At 40.5% G+C, this 16,595-nt stretch carries 24 protein-coding genes; 8 read left to right on the top strand and 16 right to left on the bottom strand.

From position 1 onward, the window contains the following. Positions 1 to 177: 177 nt before the first annotated feature. From E2R53_RS03640 to E2R53_RS03610, 7 genes are all read right to left on the bottom strand, one after another. Positions 178 to 1,299, bottom strand: a complete 1,122-nt coding sequence (locus E2R53_RS03640) for a conserved virulence factor C family protein (protein WP_133310443.1) — start codon at positions 1,297 to 1,299, stop codon at positions 178 to 180. Positions 1,300 to 1,377: 78 nt separating this feature from the next. Next, complete coding sequence (locus E2R53_RS03635; protein ID WP_133310442.1) at positions 1,378 to 2,028, bottom strand: HD domain-containing protein; 651 nt, start codon at positions 2,026 to 2,028, stop codon at positions 1,378 to 1,380. An 11-nt stretch (positions 2,029 to 2,039) separates the two neighbouring features. Further along, the gene (locus tag E2R53_RS03630; protein ID WP_133310441.1) at positions 2,040 to 2,885 is read right to left on the bottom strand and encodes a DegV family protein; all 846 of its coding nucleotides are present in this window, start codon (positions 2,883 to 2,885) and stop codon (positions 2,040 to 2,042) included. A 63-nt stretch (positions 2,886 to 2,948) separates the two neighbouring features. Further along, positions 2,949 to 3,812 carry an amidohydrolase family protein gene (locus E2R53_RS03625; protein ID WP_133310440.1) on the bottom strand — a complete coding sequence of 288 codons (864 nt, stop codon included), beginning with the start codon at positions 3,810 to 3,812 and terminating at the stop codon, positions 2,949 to 2,951. A gap of 94 nt (positions 3,813 to 3,906) precedes the next feature. Further along, positions 3,907 to 4,392 carry a glutathione peroxidase gene (locus E2R53_RS03620; protein ID WP_133310439.1) on the bottom strand — a complete coding sequence of 162 codons (486 nt, stop codon included), beginning with the start codon at positions 4,390 to 4,392 and terminating at the stop codon, positions 3,907 to 3,909. Continuing rightward, a complete protein-coding gene (locus E2R53_RS03615) occupies positions 4,392 to 4,895 on the bottom strand; it encodes a hypothetical protein (protein WP_133310438.1) in 504 nt (167 codons plus the stop codon). The genes E2R53_RS03620 and E2R53_RS03615 overlap by 1 nt, the downstream gene beginning before the upstream one ends. Further along, positions 4,895 to 6,580: a formate--tetrahydrofolate ligase gene (locus E2R53_RS03610; protein WP_133310437.1), complete on the bottom strand. Its 1,686-nt coding sequence runs from the start codon at positions 6,578 to 6,580 to the stop codon at positions 4,895 to 4,897. Before E2R53_RS03610 ends, E2R53_RS03615 begins: the two co-directional genes overlap by 1 nt. A gap of 131 nt (positions 6,581 to 6,711) precedes the next feature. Here E2R53_RS03610 and metA point away from each other — a divergent pair, with 131 nt between their 5' ends. The 3 genes from metA to E2R53_RS03595 all read left to right on the top strand — a co-directional run bounded on the left by metA (position 6,712) and on the right by E2R53_RS03595 (position 9,996). After that, positions 6,712 to 7,620 carry a homoserine O-acetyltransferase MetA gene (gene metA / locus E2R53_RS03605; protein ID WP_133310436.1) on the top strand — a complete coding sequence of 303 codons (909 nt, stop codon included), beginning with the start codon at positions 6,712 to 6,714 and terminating at the stop codon, positions 7,618 to 7,620. A 163-nt stretch (positions 7,621 to 7,783) separates the two neighbouring features. Further along, a complete protein-coding gene (locus E2R53_RS03600) occupies positions 7,784 to 8,929 on the top strand; it encodes a diglucosyl diacylglycerol synthase (protein ID WP_133310435.1) in 1,146 nt (381 codons plus the stop codon). A gap of 53 nt (positions 8,930 to 8,982) precedes the next feature. Then, entirely contained in the window at positions 8,983 to 9,996 is a 1,014-nt protein-coding gene (locus tag E2R53_RS03595; RefSeq protein WP_165970875.1) for a metal-dependent hydrolase, read from the top strand. Between the two features lie 198 nt (positions 9,997 to 10,194). Here E2R53_RS03595 and E2R53_RS23075 read toward each other — a convergent pair whose 3' ends face one another. The 3 genes from E2R53_RS23075 to E2R53_RS03585 form a co-directional block, all read right to left on the bottom strand. After that, complete coding sequence (locus E2R53_RS23075) at positions 10,195 to 10,371, bottom strand: hypothetical protein (RefSeq protein ID WP_165970874.1); 177 nt, start codon at positions 10,369 to 10,371, stop codon at positions 10,195 to 10,197. 90 nt (positions 10,372 to 10,461) lie between these two features. Continuing rightward, entirely contained in the window at positions 10,462 to 11,157 is a 696-nt protein-coding gene (locus tag E2R53_RS03590) for an AIM24 family protein (protein ID WP_133310433.1), read from the bottom strand. Beyond that, positions 11,154 to 11,858: a class I SAM-dependent methyltransferase gene (locus tag E2R53_RS03585; protein ID WP_435796768.1), complete on the bottom strand. Its 705-nt coding sequence runs from the start codon at positions 11,856 to 11,858 to the stop codon at positions 11,154 to 11,156. Before E2R53_RS03585 ends, E2R53_RS03590 begins: the two co-directional genes overlap by 4 nt. Before the next feature lie 113 nt (positions 11,859 to 11,971). Here E2R53_RS03585 and E2R53_RS03580 point away from each other — a divergent pair, with 113 nt between their 5' ends. Together E2R53_RS03580 and E2R53_RS23070 are read left to right on the top strand one after the other, a co-directional pair. Next, a complete protein-coding gene (locus tag E2R53_RS03580; RefSeq protein ID WP_133310432.1) occupies positions 11,972 to 12,199 on the top strand; it encodes a DUF3892 domain-containing protein in 228 nt (75 codons plus the stop codon). Between the two features lie 12 nt (positions 12,200 to 12,211). Further along, complete coding sequence (locus E2R53_RS23070; protein WP_165970873.1) at positions 12,212 to 12,367, top strand: hypothetical protein; 156 nt, start codon at positions 12,212 to 12,214, stop codon at positions 12,365 to 12,367. Between the two features lie 285 nt (positions 12,368 to 12,652). Here E2R53_RS23070 and E2R53_RS03575 read toward each other — a convergent pair whose 3' ends face one another. From E2R53_RS03575 to E2R53_RS03565, 3 genes are all read right to left on the bottom strand, one after another. Then, positions 12,653 to 12,841, bottom strand: a complete 189-nt coding sequence (locus tag E2R53_RS03575) for a hypothetical protein (RefSeq protein ID WP_133310431.1) — start codon at positions 12,839 to 12,841, stop codon at positions 12,653 to 12,655. Between the two features lie 80 nt (positions 12,842 to 12,921). Next, a complete protein-coding gene (locus E2R53_RS03570) occupies positions 12,922 to 13,188 on the bottom strand; it encodes a phosphocarrier protein HPr (RefSeq protein ID WP_286166053.1) in 267 nt (88 codons plus the stop codon). A 78-nt stretch (positions 13,189 to 13,266) separates the two neighbouring features. Further along, positions 13,267 to 13,518: a hypothetical protein gene (locus E2R53_RS03565; protein ID WP_133310430.1), complete on the bottom strand. Its 252-nt coding sequence runs from the start codon at positions 13,516 to 13,518 to the stop codon at positions 13,267 to 13,269. A 238-nt stretch (positions 13,519 to 13,756) separates the two neighbouring features. On the opposite strand from E2R53_RS03565, the gene cspD reads away from it, so the two are divergent. Next, positions 13,757 to 13,957 carry a cold-shock protein CspD gene (gene cspD, locus E2R53_RS03560; protein WP_029280415.1) on the top strand — a complete coding sequence of 67 codons (201 nt, stop codon included), beginning with the start codon at positions 13,757 to 13,759 and terminating at the stop codon, positions 13,955 to 13,957. Between the two features lie 56 nt (positions 13,958 to 14,013). Here the strand turns inward: cspD and E2R53_RS03555 are convergent, their stop codons facing one another. Continuing rightward, positions 14,014 to 14,220, bottom strand: a complete 207-nt coding sequence (locus E2R53_RS03555) for a hypothetical protein (RefSeq protein ID WP_133310429.1) — start codon at positions 14,218 to 14,220, stop codon at positions 14,014 to 14,016. 212 nt (positions 14,221 to 14,432) lie between these two features. Here E2R53_RS03555 and E2R53_RS03550 point away from each other — a divergent pair, with 212 nt between their 5' ends. After that, positions 14,433 to 14,699 (top strand): DUF2564 family protein, encoded by a 267-nt coding sequence (locus E2R53_RS03550; RefSeq protein ID WP_133310428.1) that lies wholly within the window; start codon positions 14,433 to 14,435, stop codon positions 14,697 to 14,699. A gap of 188 nt (positions 14,700 to 14,887) precedes the next feature. On the opposite strand, the gene E2R53_RS03545 is transcribed toward E2R53_RS03550, so the two are convergent. Next, a complete protein-coding gene (locus E2R53_RS03545; protein ID WP_070877924.1) occupies positions 14,888 to 15,064 on the bottom strand; it encodes a zinc-finger domain-containing protein in 177 nt (58 codons plus the stop codon). A gap of 14 nt (positions 15,065 to 15,078) precedes the next feature. Beyond that, the gene (locus tag E2R53_RS03540; protein ID WP_133310427.1) at positions 15,079 to 15,744 is read right to left on the bottom strand and encodes a reverse transcriptase-like protein; all 666 of its coding nucleotides are present in this window, start codon (positions 15,742 to 15,744) and stop codon (positions 15,079 to 15,081) included. A gap of 172 nt (positions 15,745 to 15,916) precedes the next feature. Between E2R53_RS03540 and E2R53_RS03535 the strand changes: the two genes are divergently transcribed. Beyond that, positions 15,917 to 16,594, top strand: coding sequence for a queuosine precursor transporter (locus E2R53_RS03535; protein WP_133310426.1), 678 nt, complete (start codon positions 15,917 to 15,919; stop codon positions 16,592 to 16,594). Position 16,595: the final 1 nt, after the last annotated feature.

The following is a 16,595-nucleotide window of genomic DNA, read 5'->3' as shown; positions in this document are numbered from 1 at the left end:
TGAACGGTTTTGTGGAATCATACAGACTACTCTATGTTTCCACTATTATTCGACTTGAACGAATTTGTGTACTCATACAGCATATAGATTCCCTCATACCAAAGTCAGACTAGTTAACACAAAAAATTTCCACTCACAAAAAGACTAAATCATTTTAGATGATTTAGTCTTTGCTTCTTACTTTCTGCTTTCTGTCATTTGCTTCCAGACAGAGCCTTTTGCTTCTTCTCCGCCTTCTATTCGTTCAATCGCCATTTTGATTTGGAGACTGACTTCAAATTCATGGTCATTTTCAGCTTGTTTTAAGGCATCCAGAGCACTTTCATCGCCAACCTCATAGAGGAACATGGCCGCTCTCCATCTGACAAGCTTGTTTTTATCCTTTAAGGCAAGCATCATTTCCTGCATGGCGCTTGGGTCGCCGATGTCTGAGAGGCAATCTCCCGCTGTTCTCCGGACCGTTACCGATTTATCTTTCAGAGCTTTGTACAGGTACGGAAGAACAGAGGGCTCTTCGATCATTCCTAAGTAGACAGCAGCAAGTCTGCGTATAGACGCTTTCTCGTCATTCAGCGCTTTGTCTAAAACCGGCAAATCACTTTCTTTCGGATTCATCTGCTCCAGATGGGCAAAGCGGACTGTCCAATCGGGATGTTCAAGCATCTCCGGGGTCACTTCATAAGATTTTCGGGCAGGAACCGGTTCTGCTTTATCTTTTTGCAGAAGGGCTTCTGTCATTTTTGTTAAACGTTCATCGCTGTATGCTGCCTGAAGCTCTTCAACGACATCTTTCCCGATTTCATCAAAATCTCCATATCTGACGCCTTGCTCTTTCCACTTTCTTTCTAGAACGACGTTTTCTGCATTTTGCTGTGCCTGCAGAACGGCTTTTTGGAATCGTTCAGGAAGCCCAAATCGTTTTTCTGTCTCCCCATCTGAAAGCTTTACCTGCATCGGGATTCCGCTGAACAATTGAACGTGCACATTCACTTCTCCAAAATGCTCATTGATTTGAGGTTTGTTTTCTGAACCCTCTTCAACATTTTCTCCGAAGGCAGCACGGACTTTAGGGAGAATTTCCTTCCAGTCAAATTTCGCATTGCGTTCTACTGCAAGGAAATCAGCCACATGATAAACGCCTTTTACGCCTTCAACTTTCAGGATTTCCTGAATAACCTGCGGCGCACCTTCTGCCGTTTCTTTTTTATAATTATTGCTTTTTCCGCCTGGAAGCTCTTCGTCTAATATGATTTTCATCGTATTTGGACTTGGAGTCGGTTCAATCGATTTGATATTCAAAGCCATGTCACTCCTTGTTTGATCTCTGCACTCATTCTAACATAGCTGAAAGAGGTCATGCCATTTAGAGGACCCGGCTTACAGTCCTCTGTTCGGTCCTTCCCATTCAAGAAAAAATTGAGATAAATAGTCGACCATGAATTGGTGGCGCTGCTGCGCAAGCATTTTGCCTTCTTCAGTATTCATTAAATCCTTAAGCTTCAGCAGTTTTTCATAGAAATGATTGATCGATGTTGATTTAATTGTACGGTATTCTTCGCAGGTCATGCTGTCACGTGTTGGAATGGCAGGATCATAAATAAGGTTTCCTTTTGAACCGCCGTAAGAAAAAACTCTGGCTATGCCAATTGCACCCATCGCATCCAGTCTGTCTGCATCTTGTACAATCTGCGCTTCTATTGAAGAAACTGCTCTTCTTTTTCCGCCTTTAAACGAAATGGTCGAAATAATGGTCAGGACTTCCTGAATCGAATCAGAATCGAGTCCTTCTTCTCTTAAAAGATTGGCAACCTCATCCGTTTTCATTCTGATGTCATCGCTCAGTTTATCGTCGATTAAATCGTGCAATAAAGCGGAAAGCTCGATAATAGTTAAATCACACGAGTATTTTTTCGCGAGATTAAGAGCGGTTCTGCGCACTCTGTCAATATGGAGCCAATCGTGTCCAGTACCCTCTGTTTCAAGACGGCATTTAACGAATTTTTCTATGTTTTCTGTGATTTGTTTCATATTGACACTTCCTATTCTTCAAACCACGTCACGCCAACGACATCCTCTCCTGTATGTACTCCAATGGTTGTGCAGAGCGGAACAAGCTTTATATGAATGTCCGGAAATTCTTTTTGAAGGACTTCATACAGTTTTGAAGATTTGTCGAGTTTGGAGCTGAATAAAACAGCTATTTCATGAATACCGTGATTTTGATTTCCTTTTTTTATTAGATTGATAATATATTGAAACGCTTTTTTCTCTGATCTTACTTTCTCAGCCGTGGAAAGCTTGCCTGATTCTACGCGGATGATAGGCTGTATATTTAATAGACTTCCGAGATAATATTGTGTCCCCGACATTCTGCCGCTCTTGTGCAGCCTTGTTAAATCGCCAATCAGGACATATGTGCGGTGATTTTCACGAAGTGTTTCAAGCTTTGCGGCAATTTCATCCGGTGCAAGCCCGGATTCATGCATTTTTATCGCTGCCTTAACTAATCTTGTTAAAGGCTCTGATAATGTCAACGAATCAACCACAGTTACAGGAATATCAACTTCAGCAGCAGCCTGCACAGCAGAAGTATATGTACCGCTGAGCAAACTGGATAAGTGGATCGAAACAATTTCATCATATTTCTCTGCAAGCTCCGTATAGAGCTCGACAAACGCACCTGGCGGCGGCTGTGAGGTGGTAATGGCATTTGATGAATCTTTTAATAAGGCATAAAGATCATCTGCCTGAAGATTCACTCCGTCAAGATATTCTTCATCATTTATACAGATGACCATCGGCACCCAGTAGACGTCCGGATGATCTTTCATCTCCGCATCAATGCTTGCCGTGCTGTCTGTTACCCATGCAATTTTTCTCCTCATATATGACTACCCCTTTGTTTAGAATTCAAACTATCCCCGTCTATTTTTATTAAGCACAGGCATTTAAGAATCCTCTTTTAAAACCATATTTAATTTTGGAAATAATCTCAGCGCATTCTTATAAAAAAAGTTTTCGTGATGTTCATCAGGAATAATGTCCTTATATAAATCTACAAAAGGCTTCACACCAATTAATGGCCAGTCCGTACCAAACAAAAGCTTTTCATAATGTTCGCAATAAGACAAAGCATGAAGAAGATGATCAAAGAATCTTGATTGTTTTTTATCTGAAATATCCTTGGCAGTGCCGACAATCAGGCCTGACAAGTCTGCAAACATATTGTCATTTTTATTGACAACTTCTGCCCCGTCAAGCACCCATGGGTCTCCCAAATGCGCCATCATAAATTGGATATCGCGGTTTTCGACTGCCACTTCGTCAAGTGTAAGCGGATGACTGTATTTTAAAAGTCCTCGTTCAGAGTATGTATCGCCTGTGTGAAAAACAACTGGAAGTCTATAGGCTTTTGCGAGTTCATATACAGGGCCATAAACCTTGTCATAAGCATAATAAGGATAATAGCCCAAATAGATTTTAATTCCTGCAGTCTGCGGATTCTGAAGCGACTTTTCAAGCAATAACAGGTTTTGTTCATTCACTTTATTAGGGTTGATCCCCGGACAGTAAAAAAACTCGTTTGGAACCGGTCCATCAAGGTCAATTCCCATCGGTGTTTCAGCGTCCCGATCAGGAAATGCCCCAGGTTTAGTTTCTGTCACACCCATGGCTATTGCAGCGACAACTCCTTCTGCTTCATATTCTTTTTGCAGTCCGGCAATCGAATAGTCAACGAATGATAATGTCTCAGCTGTTTGCTTAAAGCTTTGAATCTTAGAAATATGCATATGAGCATCAATGATTTTCATGAAGAATCCTCCTTGGACCGGATATAAGAAAAGAAGCCGATTACTCAGGCTTCTTCTTTTAAATGATGAAAAATGAATAAATACTTCAGCCAGCTTAAGCTTCTTTTAACAGCTGCTGAATTTTCTCTTCCAATTCTTTAGGGTCTGTATTTGGCGAAAACCTCTCAACTGCTTTACCGTTTCGATCTACTAAAAATTTCGTAAAGTTCCACTTCACTGCTTTTGAACCCAAGAGACCAGGCGCCTCGCTTGTTAAGTGTGTAAAAAGCGGATGGGCATCAGAGCCGTTTACATCAACCTTTGCAAACATCGGAAATGTTACTCCATAATTTATTTCACAGAAGCTTTTAATTTCTTCTTCGTCTCCCGGCTCCTGGCTCATAAACTGGTTGCACGGAAAGCCCAAGATTTCAAGCCCTTCAGATTGATAGCGTTCATAAAGCTCCTGCAGTCCCTTATATTGCGGAGTGAAGCCGCATTTGCTTGCTGTGTTCACAATCACAAGAACCTTTCCTTTATAGGTACTCATAGATTGTTCCGCGCCGTTTATGGTTTTCATTTTCATGTCATAAATACTCATCACTTTGCTCCTTCATCTATTTTTTCAAGGGTATCGATGGCATGATCAGCCATAGCGATTAAGTCATCTATCTGTTCTTCCCCGATAAGCCTGTTGAATTGCACTTCAAATGTATGATGATAGACCTCAAACGGGACTCCATATGAAATTCTGTGAGTTACCGCTTGATGAGCGCCCCAAAGATCTTCAACGATTGATTTAATATACGTCTTATTTTCCGGTGTCCGGACATGGAAGAATAAAATTACTTCACACCCGGGAACAGCAGCGGTTTTTAACAGTTCACCGGATAATTGCGATACATTCATCACTAGATGAAATTCAGCGGAAGCCGCTTTTTTTCCTTCTTTTAATTGAAACGTATTTTGGTAGGATCTTGACATGGCTGCCAGATCCACTAAATCTTTTCGGTCTATTACGGTAATGGCTCCGCCAAGATCAGCATCGTAAATCGCCCCTTCCAGGACGACCTTTAAGTTATCAAAAGCAGTCGGATCAAACATTAAAACAGTCCTCTTGCCTTGCCGTTTTCATCCACACTCATTGAAAGCGCAGCCGGTTTTTTAGGCAGACCAGGCATTGTCATAATATCCCCTGTTAAACAAACCAGGAATCCCGCTCCAATTGATGGCTTCAGTTCCCGGATAGTGAGCGTAAAATCCTTCGGCCGGCCAAGAAGCTCAGGCTGATCTGACAGGGAGTATTGTGTTTTTGCCATGCAGATCGGCAAATTTGACCATCCAAACTGTTCAAATTCTTTTACTTGCTTCAGTGCCTTTGACGAAAAATCAACGCCTTTAGCTCCATAAACAGATTTGGCAACTTTTTCAATTTTATCCTTAATGCTGTCATTTAAATCATATAAGTAATCAAAGTGATTTTCCGTATGCCCGATTGTTTCAAGTACTTTTTCTGCAAGCTCTATTCCGCCTGCACCGCCCTTTTCCCAAACCTCCGTAAGAGCTGCAGGATGAGAATGCTCCCCGCACCACTTCATGAGTGCATCCGTTTCTTCCTCTGAGTCTGTCACAAAACGATTAACAGCTACAACATAAGGAAGTCCGAAGCTTTCAATCGATTCAATATGCTTCGCAAGATTTTCTGCACCTGCAAGCATTGCATCTTTATTTGAGATGCCAAGCTTATCTTTCGGTACTCCTCCATGCATTTTTAAAGCTCTTACTGTTGCGACTATGACAACCGCTGCAGGTGAAAATTCTCCAGCCCGCGTTTTAATATGAAGGAATTTCTCTGCTCCGAGATCAGCTCCGAATCCTGCTTCCGTCACAACATAGTCACCGAGCTTTGCAGCCATTTTTGTGCCGAGAAGGCTATTGCAGCCGTGGGCAATGTTTGCAAATGGTCCACCATGAATGATCGCCGGCGTGTGTTCTAGCGTTTGAACAAGATTAGGTTTCAGGGCGTCTTTCAATAAGAGAGTCAAAGCTCCTTCGTATCCCAAATCACCGACTGTTACTGGCTCCCGCTCATAAGAAAAGCCAACAACAATTTTAGAAAGTCTTTTATTTAAATCATCAAGGTCAGAGGCAAGACAAAGAATGGCCATGATTTCTGAAGCTACGGTTATGTCGAAATGATCTTCCCTGGGTGTTCCGTTTGCCGGTCCGCCAAGGCCAATGACCACATTTCTAAGGGCACGGTCATTTAAATCCAGGACCCTTTTCCAGGTGATTCTTCGCGGATCAATCTGGCATTCGTTCCCTTGATGAATATGATTGTCAATCAGTGCTGACAGTGCATTATTAGCTGTCGTGATTGCGTGTATGTCACCTGTAAAATGCAGGTTGATTTCTTCCATGGGAATGACTTGCGAGTACCCGCCCCCAGCTGCTCCGCCTTTAATGCCCATTGTTGGACCGAGTGACGGCTCCCTCATCGCAATGACGGCTTTTTTCTTCAGCAGATTAAGAGCCTGGCCAAGTCCAACGGTTACTGTCGATTTTCCTTCTCCAGCAGGAGTGGGATTAATAGCCGTTACCAAAATCACTTTTCCGTCAGGTTTTGTTTTCACCCGATTTAAAAATTCCAACGATATTTTTGCTTTGTATTTTCCGTAATATTCAATTTCATCTTCTAGAATATCAAGATCTCCAAAAATCTCCTGGATTGGCTTGATTGGTGCTTCCTGAGCGATTTCGATGTCTGATTTATGTTTTATTTTTAACACACAGCGCCCTACTTTCTGCTAGTAAATATAGATTTCACGCCCAATTGTAACACAAAAGCAAATTGAATTATTATTCTAAACTTTCTATAATAGAGAAAACTCAGAATGATAAAGAAAGTTGAGGTTCTTTTATGCCTATTAATATTCCAGCTGACCTTCCCGCAAAAGAAATTCTTGAAAAAGAAAACATCTTCATCATGGATGATGCCAGAGCCTATCAGCAGGACATCAGGCCTTTAAATATCGTGATTTTAAATATTATGCCCGAAAAACAAAAAACAGAGGTGCAATTATTGCGCCTTCTCGGAAACTCGCCGCTGCAGCTGAACATTACCTTTTTGCGCCCGGAAACGCACGTTTCAAAAACAGAAAAGCAGCAGCATCTTCAGCAGTTTTATACGACGTTTAATAAAATCCGCCACAAAAAATTTGACGGTATGATCATCACAGGTGCACCGATTGAGCATCTGGAATTTGAAGAAGTGTCCTACTGGGAAGAACTTAAAGAGATTTTTGCATGGACAAACCAGAATGTCACTTCCACTCTGCATATATGCTGGGGTGCACAAGCAGGACTTTATTATCATTACGGCGTAAATAAATATAGTCTGAATGAAAAATGCTTCGGTGTTTTCAAGCATGATATTTGTAATAGTTCTGTAAAAATTGTCAGAGGCTTCGATGATCAATACTATGTGCCGCATTCCCGGCATACGGATATAAAGAGACAAGATATCGAAGCAGTTGAAGCACTTGAGATTATCAGTGAATCTCCTGAAGCCGGCGTCTGTCTAGTCTCTTCAAAAGATGCGAAGCAAGTTTTTCTTACAGGCCATCCTGAATACGATTTGCTTACGCTGAAAGAGGAATATGAACGCGACCGGGCTAAAGGGATGAATACCGCCGTCCCTCTTTCTTATTTTCCGGAAAATGATCCGGCGAGAAAGCCTGTACAAAAATGGAAATCCCATGCCCACCTCTTATTTGCCAACTGGCTGAATTATTGTGTCTACCAGGAAACCCCTTACGAATGGGAATGAACTTTTAAAAAAAAGATTACAACAATTGGATTATTTTGTTAAAATTAAGCAGAATTTAATTTAAATTTTATGCAATCTTTATATTTCTTAAATATTCATATGATACGCTGATCGTAGTTAATCATGTTTCTTTGTTTTTCAGATTAAATTTGAGGTGAATGCGTTGATAAAAAAACCAAAAGTGCTGATCTTAACTGCAAAGTACGGGAATGGACATGTTCAAGTCTCAAAAACACTTGTAAAGCAATGCAAGGACTTGGGAATAGATGAAGTGGTGGTGTCGGATTTATATGCAGAATCAAATCCTGTATTTACAGAGATCACTCAGTACCTCTATTTAAAAAGTTTTACAATCGGAAAGCAATTTTACCGCATGTTTTACTACGGCGTAGACAAAATTTACAACAAGAAGCTTCTTACTCTTTATTTTAAGCTTGGCAACAAAAGACTGCACGAGCTGATCGAAAAAGAGCAGCCTGACATCATTATTAACACGTTTCCGATCATTGTCGTGCCTGAATACCGCAGGCGCACGGGAAATATCATCCCGACTTTCAATGTTCTCACAGATTTCTGCCTTCATAAAATATGGGTTCATAAAAACATTGACAAATATTATGTTGCAAGCAAACGAGTAAAAGAAAAAGTCATGAGCCTTGGCATTCATCCTGCAGCTGTTAAAGTAACAGGCATTCCAATCCGCTCCCAGTTTGAAGAAAATTTAAATAAAAATGCCATTTATAGAAAATACAATTTAGATCCAGCCAAGAAAACACTGCTGGTTATGGCCGGTGCGCACGGAGTTTTGAAAAATGTCAAAGAGCTGTGCGAATCGTTCTTAGCAGACAAAAACCTGCAGACTGTTGTTGTCTGCGGAAATAACACTGCCTTAAAAGAAAGTCTTGAGAGCATAACCGGAAAGAACAAGGAAAACTTAAAACTTCTGGGGTATGTCGAACGAGTAGATGAATTGTTCCGGATCGCTTCCTGCATGGTGACAAAACCAGGCGGAATCACCCTAAGCGAAGCAGCTGCAGTCGGTGTGCCGGTCATTCTTTTTAAACCTGTCCCTGGCCAGGAAAAGGAAAATGCGCTCTTTTTTCAGGAAAATGAAGCTGCACTTGTCGTAAACCGCTCTGAAGAAGTATATGATGCTGTCAGCACCCTGCTTCAGGATGACAAAAAGCTGCGCAGAATGAAGCGGAATATTAAACGGCTGCACCATCCGCATTCATCTCTTGCGATTATGGAAGATATCTTGAAAGAAGCTGCTGTCTTTAAAGAGAAAAAATATATTAAAGCTCAGTAAAAGAGCCTGCTGCTTTCAGGATGAAGGGGAATAGAATCCTGGAGGTCAACTGTATGGATACGAGCACACATATAACGATGGGATTTGGCCTTGCCGGTCTTGCTTTTATAGACCCTGCAGTCGCTGCTCAACCGGAGCTTGCTTCAGCCGTTTTGATCGGAACCGTCCTTGGGTCGAATGCTCCTGATTTTGATTACGGAATCAGGCTGTTTAAAGGAAATGGCATGTATACAGAGCATCACCGCGGACTCTCACATTCGATCCCTGCATGGTTTATGTGGACGGGTTTGTTAACAGCTATTATCTATCTTTTTCATTTTAATCTAACAGCACTAGAGCTGATTCATTTATCAGGCTGGATTTGTTTAGCCGTCATGATGCATGTCATGTTTGATATTTTTAACGCATACGGCACTCAGGTAGCGAGACCCTTTACAAAAAAATGGCTTTCATTGAATTTTATTCCGCTGTTTGACCCGCTAATCGTATTTTTGCATCTATTAGGGTTTGCTTTGTGGGGATTGACAGGTGATCCAGGGCTGGTTTTCCTTTTCATTTATTTAATAGTTGTACTCTATCTTTTAGAGCGATTTTTCAGTTCCAGAAGAGTATTGGCCATGGTCAAAAAGGAATTAGGCAGAGATGAATCAATCACAATTATACCAACTGTCCGCTGGTCTGTCTGGCATATCGTATCTGAAACAGACTCATCCTTTGATGTAGGAGAGCTTCGCAATAAGGAACTTACATGGATTCATACTTTCGAAAAGTCAGATCGGGACGCCTATGTCATAGATAAAGTAAAAAAGGATAAAAATGTTGGCCACTTTTTAAAAAATTCCAAGCACGTTCATACTGTTGTTCTTCCAATCCCTTCTGGATACGAGATTCGATTTTTCGATTTGAGATTTCGCACGAAAAACCATTACCCTTATATGGCCGTCTGTCAAATGACTAAAAACGGGCTGATTCTCGGATCATGCACGGGTTGGTTCCATCATGCAAATCAGTTTAAAAACAAGCTGATCCCGCATGAGAACGCTGGTAAGAACCAATTGGAAGCCTAAGGATTAGGTACTGAAAAAATACGGATGAAAAACGGGTATAGATTGCACAGCAATTTTTTACCCGTTTTTTATTTTTTGATAACCAAAGACTTGCTTTGACACCCTCTATTTCCAATTCGACAATTATAGGGCACCATAGATACAAAAAAACAAAGGATGACCTAATGAACGCAGATTGCGTTAATAGTCATCCTTTATTTATTGATCCTTGTTTAATTCTTCTTCGAAATAAAAGGTTGAAGGGTATTCCTTCAGAATGTAAGAGTAACGGTGCATATTTTTTATATATTTTGACTGCATGATAGTGACGCTTTCCCCTGTTTTCACAATTTGGACAGATTCACCGTTTTGAAACTTGCTGGCATTGCTCTTCATTCAGCACTTCCTTTCATCATATCCCCATTATATCATAGCTTCCATGATTTTTTAGGACAGGAGAAAAGAATGAACAAAGCATTTCTCCCGTCAGCTTGTCGTTTCTCTGAAATACACCTCTTCAAACGGCTGAACGACTACAAAGCCATCTCCTGCAAACTTCATTTGAATAGATTCTCCGCTGCCGCGCCCAAGTATCGTTTTTAAAGAAATGTCGGTTACAAATTCCGGAGTTAAACTGCCGGACCAGGCAACCGTTGCATTTGGATCTGTATATACTGGATCCCCAGGCTTCACAATCAGAGTCAATGGCTCATAATGAGAGGTAATGGCAATAAGCCCTCTTCCTTCAAGCTTGACATTAAATAATCCTCCTGAGAGCATACCTGCGATTTTTCTCATCATTTTAATATCCCACGAAATAGATGGTTCAAATGCTAGCAAATCATTTCCATTCACATATAATTCTTCACCATTAAGGTTCAAAATCGAAATCTTTTTCCCTTGATCTGCTAAATAAAGCTTTCCATTCCCTGTTGCCTTCATTAATGATGTGCCTTCCCCAGAAAATGCTTTTTTGAACATCTTGCCGATTCCATGTTCAAGAATGCCTTCCCTTTCATATTTAATTTGCCCTCTGTAAGATACCATTGCTCCTGATTTCGCCCAAATCTGCCCATTCAGATTGATCTCAAGCAGCCTCTCTGTTTCAAGTTCAAATAAGCCCTGCCCTTTATCCTGCTGCTCAGTCTTTTCAACAAACTCTTCAATGGAATATCGGTTCATTTAATCTCTCCTTCTTTCTTTTGAAGCATAAACAGCCATAGAAATGAAAGGGACTGTTTTAATTCAGGCGATAATACTTCTATCATTTCTTTTGTAACGCCCCGTTTGTAAACGCCTTGACTTCCAGCCAATTTCCATCCGTTTTCAAGCGCCAATTTTTCAAATTCCCAGGGCATCATTGTGTTGCATATGACAGGTTTTCCGTAAAGCCGTTCATAGCTGTTCGTTCGAGGGTGCGCCGTGGGACCTAATATCGCAATGCATAAAAAGCCATCCGTTTTTACCACACGCTTTAATTCGCTTAATGCCGCTAATGGATTCTCTGTCCACTCGATGCAATTGATCGTCAGCAGCGCATCCGCTGTTTCATCCTTAAATGGAAGCTCCATCATATTCGCCTGAATAAAAGAAAGCTTTCCTTCTTCTTCATGCTTCTTTGCGAGCTTAATCATCTCAGGAGACAGGTCCACTCCAGTAACCTTCAAGCCCTCTTTCATCAAAAGAAAAGAACCGTTCCCGTCTCCGCAGCCAATGTCGATCACTTCTGCTTCCGGTTTCACATACTTCGTAAAAAAAGGCACAATGGAGCTCCTGCTTCCCGAATCCCACATCTCCTTGCTTCCTTTATTCCAGAACGCAGCACGTTCATCCCACTTCTTTTCAGCTTCTTTTTCCCAATTATATGTATTCTTCAATTCCAATCAGCTCCATCTTTAATCATCTTCTACTATTTCTAGAAAAACCTGTGAAAATCCTTTTCTGAGGAATAATTGAGCGGCAAGAATGAACACTAAAAAAGAAAGGGGTGCTGACGATGGAAAAAGAATCTTTTGTGGCTGCACAAAAAAACGGAGACGGAGATCTCGTCTCATTTAAAACATCAGCAGGAAGAACTCTCTCCTACCCTGAAGCACTGATGGAAATCGGCAAAGGTGCTATAGAAGGTGTAAATACCTTTAAAGGAAAAGACGGAGAGATGTATATTCGGAGCAACCCGGATCACAATAAAGCAAACAACCTTGATTCATTACCACCATTTTAGGAGGAAATCATCATGACAAAGAAATTTAACAAAGGCGGAAGCGAAAACGGCAATTCTCCTAGAAAAGGACATTTCCAGGAAGAATTTGGCCAAGAAATCATTTCTGGCGATAATAGCAAAGGAAACAAACGGAACAAAGATCAAAAATCAAAAACTTCAGAGAAGTAAATGCAGCCGGCTGCCCTGAGCAGCTGGTTTTAATTTAAGGGAATCTGATACCTTTATTTCTGCCCCATCCCCCGCAAGAACAAAAGCGCAAGCGCCTTGGTCAGATCCGACAGGCAGATAAGAATACGACAGAAAAGTCCGGGTTTGACTTTTTTGGCGGATTCGTTCTGACCGAGGATCTAGGCGCTTGCGCTGGACGTAGATAACTTTATTTACTTATCCACAACCTTTTACATTTTATAATTTCCTAAACAACAAAAAAATTGCAGACAGCGCCTGCAATTTTTACTCTTCTTTATCAAACTCTTTTTCATTTGTGCCTCTGTCTATTGTAATGGCAGCTGTTTCGTTATTCATATAAAGAGGTACTTGCATCTTGTCGCCGTTATCATAAAAGGCTTCATTGATTTGCTCGTTCGCCCTCGATGTTTCTTCACTGCCAAGATATGAGGATTTATTGTTTTTCCTTGTCATGTGCCCGCCTCCATTCTTTTTTATCATCCCCTCGGGCAATAAAAAAAATCTCCCTTTTTTAAGGAGATTTTCTGCAAGACTTATGCGCCTAATTGTTCTGCTATGATGACACGTTCTACAGCTTCAATTGCATCTTTCGCATCGCTGCCTTCTGCTGAAACGACAATTGTTGTTCCTTTAGAGATGCCAAGAGACATGACGCCCATGATTGATTTTAAGTTTACTTTCCTGCCGTTTGCTTCTAAGTTTACATCAGCCGTGAATGAGTTGACTGCATTGACTAATGAAGTTGCCGGACGTGCGTGTATTCCAGATTCACTTGTAATTTCAAATGATTTTTGCACCATTGCTTACTTCCCCTCCCAAATTGTTAATAAACAATATTATAATCGTTTTCGTTTAAAAGAAAACTGTTTTTTTAGGAGTTAAGCAAGCTTGATAATTTCCTCATTCATAATGTAGCTGTGCAGATAGATGGTGCAAGTTTCTGTGCTCTTTTTTTCAATGATAATGGTATTCTGGAGCGGGTCTTTGATCAATATGAGCCGTTCACGTTCGATATCCAGCAAGGACTCGAGTGCCTCAAGCTGGCGGCATGCAAGCAGAAAACGCTCATCACTCATTTTACGGTCTTTTTTAAAAATAACCTGTTTATCTCCAATGCTTGTTTTGTACACGTTTCCCACATCCCTTTACAAGTTATTCCACCCTATATTTAAAATATCTGAAATTTCAATAAAAAGCTATAGGTAACTTGACGACAAATTTTCAATAGTGTATATTAAAATCATCATTTAGCTAATAGTTAGTGAGATGTTGTTTTATCAAACAATGTTTGCGCATACATATTTGCTGCATGATAAATATTTCCAGGTAGCAACACCTTGTGCTACAGTATTAGGAGGATAAAGTACTATGCAAAACGGTAAAGTAAAATGGTTCAACAACGAAAAAGGTTTCGGTTTTATCGAAGTTGAAGGCGGAGACGATGTATTTGTACATTTCTCAGCTATCGAAGGAGACGGCTACAAGTCTTTAGAAGAAGGCCAGGAAGTTTCTTTTGAAATCGTTGAAGGCAACCGTGGACCACAAGCAGCTAACGTTGTGAAATTATAATTACAAACGTACATTATATTTGATCATATACGATGCAAGAAAGAGGCTGAGCTATCTCAGCCTCTTTCTTTCGTGAAATCCTGGCTGATCATTAAGTATTCCACTGCCTTTATATTCTGTTTCAATTTTTTTTCGATTCTGTTTACTTCATATTGATTAAAGACATTTCCATTTTTCGCCATGAACAGCAGCATGTCCAAATCTCCATATATTTCATAAAATGCATTTTTTACATCTTCATTAATGCTGACCTTGGTTCTCATGAAATACTCTTCCCTCCCTTCCACGCCATCCGCCTAGTCAAAAAGATTCAATTTTAAGTTCTATTCTACACATTTCTGTTATTAGGAACAAAAACCCTTCTTTTTAACGAATATTTATTTATTCTGAAAATTCATTTTGTTTCTTTAGACTCATTTTTCCGATGTATATTTTAAGAAAGATGTCGAACGATAAGTAAGTGGAGGTGACGAACATGGATCAGATTAATCATACCGGCCTTATCAGCGGCTTTAATAATCTTAAACAATTGGAAATGGCTGTAGCAGCAGCACAAAAAATGACTGGATCAGCAACGATGAGCATGGATCCTGAGGCCATTCAAAACGCGGAAAAAGCACTGCAGGATGCAAAAACAATCTATCAGACCGCTGGCGATACAGGAGTCGACCAAGACTTTCTCAGCAATCAGAATGAACTTCTGCTGCAATGTGAACACCAGCTGAACGAGGCTAAGCAATAACAAGAAAAGCGGAAGCGCCCGTTTAGCGCAGGCATGACAGAACAAAATCACCCGAAAAGGCCGGTTCACGCCTTCTGGGGATTTTTTTCTGGCCGAGGAGTTGGGCGGCGGAGCTTGCAATCGAGACGCAAAGTATTATACTTTCTGATCTTTAAAAAAATCCGCTGAATCAAATTGTCAGCGGATTTTCATATTAGCTTCTTGCCGTATTCTTTAATTTTTTGACCGACCGTGCATTCTTCAATACAGAAAGAATGTGCATACTTTTTTCCGTATTCTTTTCGAAAATGCTTTTTTAACAAACAATCTGTGCAATAAGTGTCCAGAAGCTGGTCAATCTCACAAACAACTTGTTTTTTCTCCAATTCATTCATCTCCATCAATCACTGTCAAGCTTCCATTCACTTGCAATTGTTATTCCTTTTAATCCTTGACCTGCAAGCTTATCAGCTTCTTCATTGTCTTTACGGGCAATTGGCATGCATATTGGGCGAACTTTCATTTTTTTCAGGGCTGCTTCAATTCGATCAAGCCAGAGGGTGTACGCTTCTTCATAGACGGGCCACTCCCCAGAGAGCTGGTTAAGCACGACTTGCGAATCTCCTTTAAATGTTACATCCTGATAGCGCACGCCGAGCTCTTCAAGTTTTTGCACCAGAAAGTAAACAGCCATGTATTCTGCCTCATTGTTGGATGCCGCCTCTTCTGCTTTTGCACTGAATCTCATTCTTGTCCGTTTCTCGTTTAATGTGTAGTAGATGACAGCGCCAAGACCTGCTTCTTTCGTTTGTTTATTGTAGTTGCCGTCAAAATAAGCTTCCACATCGGCAGGCTCATGCACGACTTCCAATTTTAATTTCTTTAATTCTTTAAGCGACCATGGAGTCCCTCGTGTATCAATGAATTCTATTGATTTCACCCTGCCTGTTTTCTCGAGATCCTCACCAATCGAAATGGCTGAATCAAGATCTGTTTCATTATCAGATGTGAAAAGCATGTTCTTTTTTTTCGGGCTGCTGTACATCCATTTAATTAGATATTTCACCTGTTCCACTCCCTAAATCGGATGAGCTCTATATGCAGTAGTTTTGCTCATACCACCAAATGTATTCACTATGCTATAATCATATTCGGTAATTAACCTGGCTGCTTGCTGACTCAAAAACAGCCTATACTAAAGCAGCCTTACTAAACATATAAGCAAGGAGACAGATTGTATGCCAAATGAAATGTTGTGGCTTGGTTTTGCGTTAATCAATTTTATCATTGTTCTTTTATTTTATAAACTGTTCGGAAAAAGCGGATTGTTTGTCTGGATTGGCTTTTCAACGGTTGTTGCCAATCTGCAGGTTGTTAAAACCATTGAAATCTTTGGTTTGACAGCAACAATGGGGAATATCATGTATGGGACAGCTTTCTTAGTTACTGACATTTTAAATGAAAAATATGGAGAGAAAGAAGCCAAAAAAGCAGTATGGCTCGGATTTGCAACCTTAATCTCTTTAACTGTCATCATGCAGGGAGTTCTTTTGTTCAAGCCTGACGAGACTGATTTTGCACAAGGTGCACTCGAAACGATTTTCGGCCTCATTCCCCGCATTGCTCTTGGAAGTCTTGCTGCATTTATCATCAGTCAATATGCAGATGTAGCAATTTACTCTTATATCAGAAAAAAATTTCCGTCTGACCGATTGCTTTGGGTTCGCAATAATGGCAGCACGATGATCAGCCAATTGATTGACACACTTATTTTTACGTCTATCGCGTTTCTTGGCGTCTACCCATTTTCAGTCTGGGTCCAAATTTTTATTACAACCTATTTGATTAAGTTTGTTGTGGCGATTATTGATACACCTTTCGCCTATTTAGCTAAAAAAATGAAGCCCTATGAATAAG

This window comes from Peribacillus frigoritolerans, from assembly GCF_004358755.1.
GTDB lineage: Bacteria > Bacillota > Bacilli > Bacillales > Bacillaceae > Bacillus_P.
This window is presented reverse-complemented; position numbering and strand designations above follow the sequence as displayed.